At 42.4% G+C, this 14,835-nt stretch carries 11 protein-coding genes; 4 read left to right on the top strand and 7 right to left on the bottom strand.

What is annotated here, in order from left to right; all coding sequences use genetic code 11:
- Window positions 1–128 precede the first annotated feature (128 nt).
- The 3 genes from fldA to V7K98_RS13795 form a co-directional block, all read right to left on the bottom strand.
- The gene (fldA, locus tag V7K98_RS13785) at window positions 129–641 is read right to left on the bottom strand and encodes a flavodoxin FldA (protein WP_335022641.1); all 513 of its coding nucleotides are present in this window, start codon (window positions 639–641) and stop codon (window positions 129–131) included.
- A 110-nt stretch (window positions 642–751) separates the two neighbouring features.
- Window positions 752–2,185, bottom strand: a complete 1,434-nt coding sequence (locus tag V7K98_RS13790; RefSeq protein WP_335022643.1) for a chlorophyll a/b binding light-harvesting protein — start codon at window positions 2,183–2,185, stop codon at window positions 752–754.
- 2 nt (window positions 2,186–2,187) lie between these two features.
- Window positions 2,188–3,210: a chlorophyll a/b binding light-harvesting protein gene (locus V7K98_RS13795; protein WP_335022834.1), complete on the bottom strand. Its 1,023-nt coding sequence runs from the start codon at window positions 3,208–3,210 to the stop codon at window positions 2,188–2,190.
- Between the two features lie 323 nt (window positions 3,211–3,533).
- Here V7K98_RS13795 and V7K98_RS13800 point away from each other — a divergent pair, with 323 nt between their 5' ends.
- Window positions 3,534–3,836 (top strand): hypothetical protein, encoded by a 303-nt coding sequence (locus V7K98_RS13800; RefSeq protein WP_335022645.1) that lies wholly within the window; start codon window positions 3,534–3,536, stop codon window positions 3,834–3,836.
- Between the two features lie 492 nt (window positions 3,837–4,328).
- On the opposite strand, the gene V7K98_RS13805 is transcribed toward V7K98_RS13800, so the two are convergent.
- The 4 genes from V7K98_RS13805 to V7K98_RS13820 form a co-directional block, all read right to left on the bottom strand.
- Window positions 4,329–6,857, bottom strand: coding sequence for a mannose-1-phosphate guanyltransferase (locus V7K98_RS13805; protein WP_335022647.1), 2,529 nt, complete (start codon window positions 6,855–6,857; stop codon window positions 4,329–4,331).
- Window positions 6,858–6,918: 61 nt separating this feature from the next.
- Window positions 6,919–7,041, bottom strand: coding sequence for a hypothetical protein (locus V7K98_RS13810; protein WP_335022649.1), 123 nt, complete (start codon window positions 7,039–7,041; stop codon window positions 6,919–6,921).
- Between the two features lie 83 nt (window positions 7,042–7,124).
- Complete coding sequence (locus tag V7K98_RS13815) at window positions 7,125–8,969, bottom strand: glycosyltransferase family 39 protein (protein ID WP_335022651.1); 1,845 nt, start codon at window positions 8,967–8,969, stop codon at window positions 7,125–7,127.
- Between the two features lie 98 nt (window positions 8,970–9,067).
- The gene (locus V7K98_RS13820; protein WP_335022653.1) at window positions 9,068–10,312 is read right to left on the bottom strand and encodes a glycosyltransferase; all 1,245 of its coding nucleotides are present in this window, start codon (window positions 10,310–10,312) and stop codon (window positions 9,068–9,070) included.
- A 432-nt stretch (window positions 10,313–10,744) separates the two neighbouring features.
- On the opposite strand from V7K98_RS13820, the gene V7K98_RS13825 reads away from it, so the two are divergent.
- The 3 genes from V7K98_RS13825 (at window position 10,745) to V7K98_RS13835 (ending at window position 14,760) form a co-directional block, all read left to right on the top strand.
- Window positions 10,745–11,212 (top strand): hypothetical protein, encoded by a 468-nt coding sequence (locus V7K98_RS13825; RefSeq protein WP_335022655.1) that lies wholly within the window; start codon window positions 10,745–10,747, stop codon window positions 11,210–11,212.
- 453 nt (window positions 11,213–11,665) lie between these two features.
- Window positions 11,666–13,549, top strand: a complete 1,884-nt coding sequence (locus V7K98_RS13830) for an iron uptake porin (protein ID WP_335022657.1) — start codon at window positions 11,666–11,668, stop codon at window positions 13,547–13,549.
- Window positions 13,550–13,689: 140 nt separating this feature from the next.
- Complete coding sequence (locus V7K98_RS13835; protein ID WP_335022659.1) at window positions 13,690–14,760, top strand: hypothetical protein; 1,071 nt, start codon at window positions 13,690–13,692, stop codon at window positions 14,758–14,760.
- Window positions 14,761–14,835 lie beyond the last annotated feature (75 nt).

Below are 14,835 nucleotides of genomic sequence, written 5' to 3' on the forward strand. Positions count from 1 at the left end.
AATACCTATAACTTCTAAATTATCAATTTCAGCTAAAAGGGCGAACGCGTCTACACGGGTTAAAAAACCTTGATTTTTTCTTAACTAGGCTTTGTTTGTGTAGACGCAAATTCTATTCACAAAGGCTTCTACAAACCAAATTCTGTCTTCAACTGAGTCACCCAAGTTTTAATTCGCTCGTCTGTTAAATCAGATTGGCTACCTGAATCAAGTGCCAATCCGACAAACTTGCCATTTTTCAAAGCTCTAGATTCGTTAAAGTCATACCCATCTTTTGGCCAGTAACCAACAGTTTTACCGCCGCGCCCAGAAATTTTTTCTTCTAGAATTCCCATTGCATCCTGGAAGTTATCGGCATAGCCATATTGATCTCCATCACCAAAATAGGCAACCAACTTACCTTTAAAATCTATTTGATCCAGATCGGGTAAAAAGCTTTCCCAATCGCTCTGAAGTTGACCTATATCCCAAGTTGGAGAGCCAATAATCAGCAATTCATATTCATCAAAAGTGCTAGTATCCGCCTCATAAATGGGATGTAATGTTACAACATCACCACCAAACTCATCCCGAATTTTTTCAGCATCAGATTCAGTGTTGCCAGTTTGAGTACCGTAGAACAGACCAATTTTTTTCGACATATTTTCACCTGATATATAGATTTGCAATTTTTTTTAGAGATGGTGCGGTATGGTGCAAAGCACCCGCGTGAGGCGATCGCAACGACACCTATTTGTCTAGTTCGTGCAACTTAGAAAAACAAACTGCTATTGGTTAAAAGCAGGAAGGCAAACAAAGCTCCTCCACAGCTACCTACCGTCCACCCAGCATTGAACTCACTCCAAGACTTAGCTGTTTTCAAGTTTTCCGGTAGCTCACCTTGAGCAGGTTTGCGCCCTTGGAACGATACACTACCGTACAGCCACAGACAAATTGATAAAATCAACAGTAGACCGATTGTGGCCAGTAAACCTGCTTGATTCGCCAACTCCGTATCCCGCAACGGGCCTAACTTGACAAATGGGCCAATCAAGAAGTAGCCGTGCGCCATACCGATTTCCAACCCCCTTGAAAAAGCAGACAAGCCTTGACGGTAAATAGGAAGATTTGCCAACAACTTCAGCGTGATATCCGAAGCATTCACTGGGGTATCAAAATTCCCGATTTCCGGCATCCCCGCAGCGTTAACAACTCCCTGCTGAAAATCAAGTCCAGTTGCTATGACACGAACTCTCAAAGCGTGCCAGATATGACCAGCTAAAAATACAACTGCCAAAGCAAAGTGACTAGTTGCTAGCCAACTACGAACCGTAATCACTCCCAATGCACTGGTACTCAATCCCAACGGGCCATAGAAAACTGTGGGATAAACGGTATCATTTACCGTCACAAAATAGGCAGCCAACAAACCCATGTAAGCCAGAGCGCCCAAACTATACGATAGGTAAGCCTCTCCAGACCAAAACAGTACCTTTTTTGTCCAACCAAAAGGTTTGGTAAGAATGTGCCAAAATCCTCCGGCAATGCAAAGTATTCCTACCCAAATATGTCCACCGATGACATCTTCTAGGTTATTAACTGCTGCCATCCCCTGTTTGCCAAAAGCACCGAAGAGATAGCCAAAGATGCGACTAGGGTTAAGAGTTGGTTCAGTAATTACTCGTACAGATGCCACTGCCGGATCGTAAAGGCCACCCCAAAACAGCGCCTTTGCCACCAATAACCACGCCCCGAACCCCAACAACAGCAGATGAATACCAACGATAGTGGTCATCTTGTCTTCATCTTTCCAGTCGTAGCCAAAGAAGCCAGGGAAAGATGTGTTTTCACTTAACAGTTCCGGGCCTAAAAGGGCATGGTAAATGCCACCAGCACCCAATACAGCCGAACTAACCAGATGTAAAACACCAATGACAAAATAGGGATAAGTATCAATAATTTGGCCACCGTCACCAACACCAAATCCTAATGTTGCCAGATGAGGCAGTAAGATTAACCCCTGCTCATACATTGGTTGTGCAGGGTTATATTTGGTGATTTCAAACAGGGTCATTGCTCCTGCCCACAGGACAATCAAGCCAGCATGGGCAACATGAGCGCCCAAAAGCCTCCCCGACAGGTTAATAAACCGGGCATTGCCAGCCCACCAACCCGATTCTTGGGTCGTTATCGTTGCAGTTGCCATTCTTAGATTGCCTCCCCACGAGTTGAATGAATGACTCTACCCTTCGCAAAGTCGAATCCAGCAGCGCGTAAAGCGTGCCAGAGATGCCCTTGAAGAAAGAAGAAACCTAGCCAGAAATGAGCATTCGCCAGCCAAACGCGAGAGGATAGTAAATTTCCACTCTGGAAGTAGGGAAAACGGTCAAACCCAATACTGAGGGGTGGGCCATAAAATTCTGGTGGGTAAGCTAGTGTGTTAACAGAGACAAAATAAGCAGCAATCAAACCCATGAGAGCTAAAGCGCCCAAGCTGTAAGAAAGGTATGCTTCTCCTGACCAGACAAAAAGCTGCTTTGCCCAGGCGAAAGGTTGAGTAGTAACATGCCAGATACCGCCTGCAATGCAGAGAATGCTGACCAAAATGTGACCACCAACTAAGTCTTCTAGGTTGTTGACTCCAGCAATCCAATGTTTGCCACCGCCACCAAATAAGTAGCCAAAAATTACGGCGGAGTTCCAAGTAGGGTTAGAGATTACGCGCACCTGACCCACTGTAGAATCGTACAAGCCGCCAAAAAACATAGCTTTGGCAACCAGTAAGCCGGCTCCTAGACCCAGCAATACTAGGTGAATACCCAGAATGGTAGTCATTTTATTAGCATCTTCCCAGCGATAGCCAAAGAAGGAAAATCTGTCTTCTAAGATGGCATACCCACGTAGGGCATGAAATATGCCGCCAAGTCCTAGAAATGCGGAGCTAATTAGGTGCAATACTCCAATGACGAAGTAAGGATAGGTATCTACTATTTGTCCACCACTTCCTACACCCCAACCGAGAGTTGCTAAATGAGGCAATAGGATCAACCCCTGTTCGTACATTGGTTGCGCTCTGTTAAAGTGGGCAAGTTCAAAAAGAGTCGTTGCACCAGCCCAGAGAACAATTAACCCTGCATGAGCAACGTGAGCGCCCAAAAGTCGCCCTGAGAGGTTGGTTAACCGGGCGTTACCTGCCCACCAGGGAATCGATTCTGGTGTTTGAGCAGCCATCCTTGTCATGGCGTTACCTCCTGAGAAAGTTTTGAAATAGCTGAAATTTATTATGACTTAATGAATATCTATCTCAAGAAGCCTGAAGATATCCTACCAGAATTATTGATAATTTATAGCAATTAATTGAGGTAAACTTTTGTAAAGGATTTCAGAAAACAAACCGAAAAGGTGGGCGGCGGTTCATTCTAGCCGAACAATGAGTAGGCTAGAAGACAAGTTATTGTAAGTGCCTTACGATACACACAATATTACAGGTAATTACGGGTTCTAAATAATACATCGATAAAGGAAGCTAGAGAGAGCAAATTTTATGTGCATTTATGAAATTAATCCAAATACTAAAAGTAGCTGCAATTCCTGTTTTAACTGTATTTAGCTTGTTGTCTGCATCAAATCAAGCACTAGCTGACTATTTAAATAGTCAGGGTTCAGGAGGTAATTACCGTTACGAGTTATGGTCTACTGATGATAATAATCATTACTATTTGAAGGTTTGGTCATCTGAAGCTAGTTCAAACAGTGACGCTTACCACACAAGTAGCTCATTCACCTCTACTAGAGAAGCTTTAATTTATTTTGATTGCAATTACGCTAAGAGAAGTTTACCAGAATGTCCTCGATGATAATTTTTAATCCCTCTCAAAGTATTGTGGGAGGAGTAAGCTGTCGTGCATTTTATTTGCACAGCTAGGGCGGGCAAGATGCCCACCCCACAAGAGATTTATTTTTTTGAGGATGCAAATTAAAGTATTTTCAGCTTAGACATTTGCGAAAATTCGCGGTGTTTAGATCCCCGACTTCTAAAAGAAGTCGGGGATCTGAATTTTTGCGACTGATTATAGCGGTTCCAATACTGCGTAGGTTTTTCCTAAAAAATAAAAATGTGTAGGTTGAGGCAATGCGTTACCCAACCTACGAATATTCAAAACCTACGCAATATTGATAGCGGTTCCCATTCAGATGCAGTACAACATTAATTGCGAAGTGTAAGGGCACAGCAGTGCTGTGCCCCTACGGGTGTATCTCACTGAACCGAGAACTGCTATAAGTAGGGGTAGTCACCACAATTCATAACTCATAATTTGTGATTAAAAAAATTAATTACGAATTACGAATTAAGCTTCGGCTGGTTGATATTCTTGTTGTCTTTCTACAAAACTTTGGACACGGGTGCGGTAATTTCTGACAGTTTCATCTACCCATTCGCGATCGTTGCTATTTGCATACAAATGCACCAGAGGTTCGCTGGCATCTGGTAAAACTAATAGCCAACTGTCATCATAAGGTTGACAAATTTTCACTCCATCAATGAGTTCTAGGTTTTGGGCTGGGTGAGTTTCCACCAAGTAACGCATTAAAGCACCCTTGGCTGTCCACGGACAACGGACTGTATAAGTTTTGTGAATTACACGGGGCAATTCCGATCGCGCAGCAGCAAGACTCCGCTCCTGTATGGTTAACATTTCAATTATCTTTGCAATGCAGAACATGGAATCAAAGCCTGGATGCAGTTGTGGGAAAATAAAACCAGTCTCTCCACTACCTCCCAGCACCACATTGGGATTTTTCTGACAAGCTTCCATCAAAGCTGTAGGGTTGGCTTTGGTGCGAATCACTCTGCCATCATGACGACGGGCGACTTGTTCAATAGCGCTAGAAGCATGAACTGGGACTACTACCGTTCCTCTGGGATTAGCCGTTAAAATCATGTCTACCATCAGCGCTGTTAAAGTTTCCCCACGAATTGGGTAGCCAGATTCATCAACTAAAATTAGCTGTTCTCCATTAGCTGATACTTGCACACCAAAGTTAGCTTTCAATGCCTCCACTACATGACCTAATTGAGTCAGCAATCCTTCGCGATCAGCTACAGACATAGCTGTTTTATTGACACTGGCATTTAATACGACTGCATCAGCACCAAATTTATCCAACATTTGGGGTAAGACTGCCCCTGATACGGCATAAACATAGTCAATTACCACTTTTGCCCGACTGTTACGGAGTGTATGAACATGCAAAAGTTTCTCAAAAGCAGTGCAGTAGCGATCCATCACTTGGCTGGGGTAAGACACATCGCCAATTTCATGAATTAGCGCCCGCCGCATATCCTCTTTAAAGTAAGCGCCTTCAATTTTCTTTTCCAGGGCTTTGGAGATATTAATACCCTTAATATCCATGAATTCTATCAGAATGTAATCAGGGCGATCGGGGTGGACTCGCACATGGATACCACCAACTACCGACATTGTGGGTATAACCGTGCGGGCGATGGGGATAGCTGTAGCATCGAGGTTTTGAATATCAATACCTACTGACATTAAACCAGCAATGAGCGATCGCGTCACCATTCGAGAAATATTACGCTGGTCACGAGAAACAGTTACTTTAGAACCAGGTTTTAAGGTAGAACCGTAAGCAGATCCCAATTTCACAGCGAATTCTGGGGTGATGTCGATATTTGCTAATCCTTGGACACCTCGTTGTCCAAATAAATTGCGTTGGGCGGTGTTTCCCCAAATCAAGTTAATGTTTAAAACTGCACCTGATTCAATTTTTTTACTGGGCCAAACGCGCACACCTGGACTAATTTGGGCTTCTTCTCCCACCGTAGAAAGGGAACCGACAACAGCAGCTTCTAATACTTGAGCGCGACGATCTACACGAGCGCCACGGGAAATCACACAGGCAGAAAGAGCCGCTTCTTCGCCAATAAATGCCCCATTCCACACTATGGGGCGTTTGAGATTTGCATCAGCGCCAATAGTGACATTATCGCCAATAACAGTTCCGGCTTCTATATGGACTCTTGCACCGATGCGGCAATTGTCACCAATCACTGCTGGAGTTTCAATCACAGCCGTTTGGTCAATGTAAGTATTTTGACCTACCCATAACTCAGGAGAAACTTCTTTATAGGCACAATCGAGATTTACCTTCCGATCTAAGGCATCATACTGAGCCTCCCGATAAGCATCTAAGTGACCAACATCGCACCAATAACCTTGAGCAATGTAACCATACATTGGCTCATCTTTTGCTAACAGTAGGGGGAATAAGTCTTTGGAAAAGTCGCATTCAATGTTTGCTGGCAGATATTCTAAAACTTCTGGTTCGAGAATGTAAGTACCAGTGTTGACTGTATCGGAAAAAATTTCACTACTAGAGGGTTTTTCTAAAAATCGCCGAATTTGTCCTTCCTTATCGGTAATCACCACCCCAAACTCAATAGGGTTGGGAACTCTGGTCAAAATCAAAGTAGCTTTTGACTTATTTTGTTTGTGAAATGCGATCGCAGCCGTGAGGTCAAAATCTGTTATGCTATCACCGCTAATGACTAAAAAAGTTTCATCCAGAAGTTCGGCAATGTTTTTCACACAGCCTGCTGTACCCAAAGGCTGATCTTCTTCGACAGCATAAGTCATCTGAACACCAAAATCGCTGCCATCTTGAAAATAATCTCGCAAGACATCAGGTAAATAATGTAGTGTTGCAATAACTTCTGTAATTTGATGTCTTTTGAGGAGATTGATTATATGTTCGGCAATTGGTCGATTTAGGATCGGTACCATCGGTTTGGGCACATCGCAAGTTAACGGGCGAAGCCGCGTTCCCGAACCCCCTGCCATCAGTACTGCACGCATAAATACTCCTTAACTGCTTAAAAACGTGTCAGATAAATTTTCTTCTTCTTTCTCTAGTCTCCTATGGATATTGATATTTGAGGAACTTCCAGAAGATGCATCTATATTGGGGATTGGGGATTGGGCATGGGGCATTGGGCATTGGGCATTGGGCATGGGGCATTGGGGATTGGGGATTGGGCATGGGGAAGAGATAAGGAAGGAACTTTGTTAAATAATTCCCCTCATCTCCCTCATCTCCCTCATCTCCCTCATCTCCCCTGCTTCTTATCGGCAGTGATAAAGTTGATATTCGTAGCCGTCGACACCTGGCAAAGATTGACTATCAGACATAACGCATGTTTTGACGGCTTCTGCTACAGGGGCGTGAAAGTTTACTAACCACAAATCTAAAGGTCGTGGTAATTTTTTTAAAGTATTTTCTAGAGCAATAGTAGAAGTATTCGGATCTCGATCTTGATGGGCAAGGAGAAACAAAGAATTTTGGGGTGATTTGGCAAGTTTCAATTGCCTAGCTACTCCCATCATTTCCCCAGTGTGTACATAAGTTTTGTGAGTGGTGGCAATTAGTACTGGTACTGGGGATGTTTGTTGAATTAGCCGCACAAACTCGTCAGGGCGATAATATTTTTGATAGCCGAGATTACAGATTACTGTGACTGCACTAAAAAATCCCATTAACCAAACTAACATCACGGCTTTTTTACCGTTTATTCCCCATTTACCTATGGTTTTTATCCCATTTTCTTCCATCAATTTCTTGGGATAATGCCAACAAACTGCGAGGCTTGCCGCTAATAAAATAACGATCGCAGGAAAGTAAACAAAGTTATATCTAGCACCTCTAGTTAAGTCAATACCCAAAAAGTACGTAAATATCATGAATAAAGCGATCGCACTGGTTACAATTCCAATAAACACCTGAATCATAATCCGGTTTTCTGGATGCTGTAGCTGAATCCTGATGCCACGCAGCAAAATTGGTACTGCCCAAATAAAGAAAGTCAACATTACTATTCCAGAAGGAATCACCACCAATAGCTGTGAAGATTCAACTGGTAACAGCGAAATCATTGCAATCAATGTTCCCAAAGCTTGAAAAATGGGGCTTAACCAATCTAGCCCAACGCGCGAACCTCGAATCCACTCGGTTAAATTACTACGATTTTTATTCTCTAAAAAGATTGGTAGCCAAATTAGACTCGCAACAATTGTACCTGTAGCAACGGCGTATATACGCCACCAGGTAGAAGAAAAGAAAATTGAAAATTTTTTGCTAGTCTGCAATTGAAGCCAAGCAAGAAAAATCAAAACTACAGCTTCTGTACAAATAGTAAGGGTGAAGAGGTAATGAGTCGCAACACCTAAAGCATTAATTCCTATCCAGAAAAGTGCTATCGAAATGGGTAAAGGTGTGCGGTTTTGAATATGACGTGTAGCAATTACTAAGCAGGTAAGAGAGGCAATTACCCATAAGGCTCCCAAACTGTAATGGCGTGCTTCTTGTGATAAAAAGATAGCATAAGGTGATACTGCCATCATCGCAGCAGCCAAATGTCCTACTAATGAAGAACGAAATGCTACTCTGCCTAATATGTAGATGCACGGTATGGAAGCAGCACCTACGATCGCAGGTAGCGATCGCGCCCCAAACAGTGACACTAATCCGCCAACGCTTGGAAATAATTTCATCCACAGGTGAGCTAATACAAAATACAGTGGTGGATGAGTATCTTGTGTAATTAAGTTATGAACCACATCGCCAATACTAGCTGCTGGGTTTGGTTGTAGTGGTTGTAATAGAATATCAGGTGCGATCGCTTGATCTAAGGGTACTGATAAAAAAGTATTCCCCAAGCTAAATACTAAAGTGGAAAATTCATCAGTCCAAGGAGGCTTTACAGTCAAGTTGGTTAGGCGCAAGCTGATGGCGATGATTAACCATATCAAGTTTAGAAAAAGGTGAAGCCAGAAAGGTGGTAGGCGAACCTGCAAATTATGCCAATACTTGCGTTGTAAGGCAGAGTTTGAACCTAGCATTTGGAGGAAATGAGTAGCATGGGCAATAATTTTTCTGTAAAAATAAAATGCACCTTGGGAAATAACTCTCATTGCCTGGCCTCACACTTATGGATTTGTTGTAGATTTGACGTTTTAGATTTTAGTTCCTTCTAAAGTCTAAAATCAAAATCTCAAATCCATCATTGTGACTATTTCACATCGGTAATCCGCCAGCTAAGTTTCAAATTAATCCAGAAATTCCAGATTGTAGCAATTGCGATCGCAATAAAGTTAGCAATGTAGCGGTTAGGAATCAAGAAATTGAATACTAAATTTAATATCAGTACATTCAATATCAGTCCAGCCAGACAGATGGTGTTGAATTTCAAAAACCGCTTCAGGCGTTGCTGCAATTCTTGCTGTCTGGCGCTGACATCAGCAAATGTCCAAGCGTCATTCCAAAAGAAATTATTTAAAATGGCAATTTCACCAGCAATAATTTTGCTGCGTGTCAGTGGCCAAGCTAAGGTAGTGGGATCGCTGAGTAAATAAAGAATTGTCATATCGACAAATACCCCACTTAGCCCAACCAGCCCAAAGCGGACGAATCTACCAACGGGGAAATTGACTTTTCTGCTAAATCTTCCTACTCGCCCTGTGGAAAGCCGCAACCGCACTAGATGATGGATGTAATCTATATATTGCTTCCATGTAACCTTACTCTCACCTTCTTTGCGTTCGCAGAACACATACCCAACTTCGGCAACTTGATCTACTTTTCCGCGCCCGATTACTTCTAAGAGAATTTTATATCCGACTGGATTGAGTGTTGCATTGGCGATCGCACTCCGGCGCACCATAAAATAACCACTCATGGGGTCAGAAACTCTGCCCAGTACTCCTGGTAATATTACCAAGCCTAACAATTGAGCGCCACGAGACAAGACACGTCTAGCAACACTCCAGCTACTAACACCGCCTCCTTCAACGTGACGGCTGGCTACCGCTAAATCTGCTCCCTGCTCAATATTACGCAACAATTGCATCAGTACTTCTGGTGGATGCTGTAAATCCCCATCAATCACTCCCAACACACTTCCCCTAGCTGCTTGCCATCCGCGAATCACTGCCGAAGAAAGCCCCCGTTCCTGCTGCCGTCGCATTACTCGCAGCTGAGGATATTCTTGCGTCAAAGATTGTGCTATTTCCCAAGTTCTGTCTGGGCTATCATCGTCTACCACAATTAATTCATACTTTCCTGCAATCGATTCATCCAGTAACCGAGTCAATATACTGACCACATTTTGGATGTTGTCACGCTCTTTATAAGTAGGAATTACTAGAGAAAGATCGATAGATTCAGCACTTATACCCAGATGGTTAGGGGGTAACTCTGAAATCTTTAGCAGACCAGTTGGGACTGTTAACAGCGATTGGGATGAGTTAATCTTCATAATTTCACATTACAGAACGAGGATGTGTAAAGACCCAGGCAAATAAAGCCAAGCACTTGCTGGCCTTATTAATTGAAGTCGGTTAGTCAAAATTCGATGAACAGTTTTGTTAGAGTTAGCTGTTCATGAAAAGTTTAATAATTCCCGCACCTCAATTCAAAATATTTTTATCAAGTTCATCTAAACTTTACATTTCACCGCTTGTCCTTATGGTAATGCTTGTTTCCTTACAACATAATTTTTATACTGGTAATAGATACTGTACCATTAAGTCCACAAAGTCAGGAAATATACAGTTTATTAAAACTATGTGAAGACGTTTTAGTATTAGTAAGGCTAATGCATAAGTCTAAAATTATTACTGAAACCTAAACCTTGTTTACTCGTAATATTAGATACTGTAGTGTGGATTTTATTCCTGTTGGGGTGTTAATGTCTGTTTTACATAAATATACTGTTATTGTTCCTGTTAGTCTGAGCATTGCTTTGTTGGTTAGCAGTTGCACTGAAAACAAAGTCTCCCAGTGTCAGCGACTGATTCGAGTTGTGAATGCGGGAAATTCTCTGATTGATAAGAACAAAGGAACGCAAGTGATCACAAGCATACAACTGTCTAAAGATTTAGAATTTGTGACTAAATCGATTAAGGAACTGAATTTAAGAGATCCCAAACTGAAAGAATTTCAAAGCGGTTTTGTGAAAATTTTTCAAAGTCTCAGTCAATCGATAGCTAAAGCGGGTAGGGCACTTGGTGTAACCAAGACAGCAGAAGCCTCAGCATCTGGTAGAGAAAAAATCCAAAAGGCGAGAACTGAAATTGACTCAGCACTGACAACAGCTACAACGCTTGGCAAGCAGTCGGATACGTTAGTCCAGCAAATGAATAAGTATTGTAAGTAGGTAGGCGTAATTAAATATAAGATCAAACCTCACCCTCAATCTTTCTCCTTACTAAGGCTATGTTGTACACACAAGTCTTTGGTGAGGCGATTTGCCCTAGCCCCTAAGAAACCTCACCCTGATTTTGCTGTGCAAAATCTGTCCCTCTCCTTATTAAGGAGAGGGATTAAGGATAGGGTGAGGTTTTTCTTTTGTTTTGGGTAATTCGATGACTTGTTGACCCACTTACTTAGCCAGCCAGAATAATCTATCTGGGGCATTGGATATTAAGCATTTATAGGGGCGCACAGCTAGCTGTGCGCCCCTACGATATTAGGATGTTTTTTACTGAAATTCCCTTAGCGATCGCCCCTTAAATACCAGTAGCTTATATCACCCTTTTTTATAATTCTTCCTGATATACACTAACTTTATTTGTCAAGAGAAATATTGGTGTAAGTCAAATAAAATACTATGAGTGATATTAGTCTACTGATGGCGAGTGTGTTAGCAACAGCGCCAATTTCTGCGCTTCAGTTACCAGAACAGCCTGTAATTAAGTCAGATAAAGTGGTGCAGCAGTCAATACAAGAAAATTTATCTCAAGTTATCTCACCTGCTGAAATTACACCGCCGGAATTTGTGCAGCCAGATATAACTATCTCATCAGCGATCGATCATAAGTACGAAAATATACTTAATAGAGGTAGAGAAAAAATTAAATTTATAAATTCTCCTAACTCACCCGAATTAAAAGATCCTCAAACTGTAATCGAAGTTGCACACAACCAGGAAAACACAGAAGAATTCTCTCTATCTCCAGACTCAGACAACGCAATGTCTCAAGTCACCTCGGTGTCGCAACTTAAAGATGTGCAACCCTCCGACTGGGCTTTTAATGCTTTCCAATCCCTAGCAGAACGCTATGGGTGCATTGCGGGATATGCTGATGGAACTTATTCAGGAAACCATCCCATCAGCCGTTATGAATTTGCGGCTGGTTTAAATGCTTGTTTGGAAAAGATTAACGAAGCGATGCCTGCGGCGGGCTACGCCGACGCTAATCATAAAATTAATACTGTTCATAATCAAGATTTAATCCTGCTGCAAAGGTTGCAAGACGAATTCAAAGCAGAGTTGCAGCAATTACAGCAGCATATTGAGACTATCGAACACCGAAGTACTGAATTACAAGCCAATCAATTTTCCACAACTACCAGATTATTTGGTCAAGCCGTTTTTAGCGTGCAGGGAAGCAATAGCCCCAATGTAGATTTGTTTCCTAGAGATGGAGTCCCTGAACGCCAGGGAAAAACCAATGTGACTTTCACAAGTAGCGCCCAACTAACCTTAGCAACTTCATTTACAGGGCGAGATTTATTGTTAACAGGGTTGTCTGCGGGTAACTTAGGTTCTAATGCATCGTTGCTATCTACTAATATGGGACGGTTGGGGTTCGAGTCAAATACAGACAACAATCTAGTTATTAGTGACTTATCTTATCGATTTCTAGCCGCCGATAACTTGGGAATTGTCGTAGGTACGGCGGGAGTCAACCCCATCAACACCTTTCGCGGTATTAACCCTTTAGAAGGTTCTAGCGACGGGGCAATCTCTCTATTCTGTCAGCGTAACCCGATTTTAAGTATTGGCAACGGCACTGCTGGTATAGGCTTTGATTGGCAGATTAGCGAACGCATCAGTTTACAAGGCGTTTATAGTGCAGAAATTGCCAGTTATCCTGGCAACATCAAACAGGGCGGACTATTTGGCGGTAGATTTACTGCTGGTACCCAGTTAAGTTTAGCACCCAGTAATAATGTTGATGTCGGCGTACATTATCTTTATTCCCACTCCCCAGATGGTTTACTAGCAAGTGGTATCGGTGATTCTCAATTAATTTCGCCTTTTGCAGATGCAACAGCTTTTGATACCCAAGCCATTGGCGCTACCGTTTCTTGGCGAGTTAACCCTAACTTGCAATTAGGCGGTTGGGGTGGCTTTACTTCTTCCAAACCATTCAACCTTCCTGGAAGCGTAGAAACTACAAACTGGATGGTGTTCGCAGCCTTCCCCAACTTGCTGCGTCCTGGTAATTTAGGGGGCGTTCTCGTCGGACAACCGCCCAAAATTACTTCGAGTACTTTACCCGATGGCTTTAATTTTCCTAAGTTTTCTGATGGGGGAACAGCAGGCGGACGTAGTGACACATCAATTCACGTAGAAATTTTTTACCGCGCCCAGTTTAGCGACAATATCGCCTTGACTCCGGGCTTATTCGTTATTTTCAATCCCGATCACAATTCGGCTAACGATGCTTTAGTTGTTGGAGCATTAAGAGCAACTTTCCGGTTTTAAATTTATACTGATGAAAATGTAATAAAATACGCTATTTTCGTACTAGTCAATTCAGTATACAAATGCTTGTATTCCCCAATAGAAGCAAGAAAAAATTGTGCGTATTCTTTTTATATGTGATTAAAGGAGCAAATTTTCTCATGAAATTAGATTCATTAACTAAATTGAGTTGTGCAGTTGTTAGCAGCAGTTTAGCCGCAGTTATCATCGGTTTAGGTGGCACAAGCGTTTCGGCTCAAATCACCATTCAAAGCACTGGTACATTATCGGGCACTATCCAACTTCCCAGTATTAATCCCAATTTCAATCAAAGTACTACTCGTGTTGATACAGATGGCACAGGAACTTACTCGCGGAACTTAGGAACTAAAAACAATCCTAATTACGTTCCGGTGTATAAGTCAGGCTATGTAAAAGTAGAAACACGTAAGGATGGTAGTTTGCATTACTTTGTTGATTTTAAAGGCATTCCAATTGTCTCCTTTAACGGCATTTTGAATTCGCCGATTCTCTCTGGCGGTGAGTTGACACCTTATAAATACCAAGGAAAATTGGCAGGAACGACATTTCAAGGAGTCGTTCAAGATGAATTTAATCTCACAAAAGCCTTCTATACTGGCACTGTCACCGATCCAAAGACTGGGAATCATTATCAGGGAACCTTTGAAGTGAGTGGATATGGAGTCCGATATAGCGATCGCTTAGGTGGTGCAACTCCCACAGTCTTTGATTTCAAGTCCGATCTCCCAGGTTCGCCAAAGGTGACATCCTTGGAAATGACTAACTCTCCCCTAGCGAGAATAACAATCAAAGTACCTGCAAATGCAACCGTCATAACTCCCACACCGATTGGTGGTAGTACACCCACTCCAGCAGCCATAGTTAATGGTGGAAGCCAATTCACTGTTACACCAATAGTTAATAGTGGAAGCGAATTCACTGTGACACCGATAGTTAATAGTGGAAATGAATTTACTGTTATACCGATAGTTAATAGTGGAAGTGCGATCGCTTCCCCAACACCTACAACCTCACCCTCTACTACACCTAAAATGGAATTCAGTAGCGGTAACTTAGAGGTCAATCAAGTAGTAGTTAACCCTGCAACCCTTGTTCAAGCCACTTGTTCACAAGATTCTAGCAATAGTTGCACAATACCAGTTTCACCCAAACAAGCGATCGGCCCCCGTAGTCGAGTGCTACTGCGTTAGTTATTTGACAGCTTCTTATATCCCCCTTTTTTTAAACTACGGAGCATTTCCGGTTAAGTCTCATAGTCCCTGAGA

The sequence above is a fragment of the Nostoc sp. genome, assembly GCF_036917435.1.
GTDB lineage: Bacteria > Cyanobacteriota > Cyanobacteriia > Cyanobacteriales > Nostocaceae > Nostoc.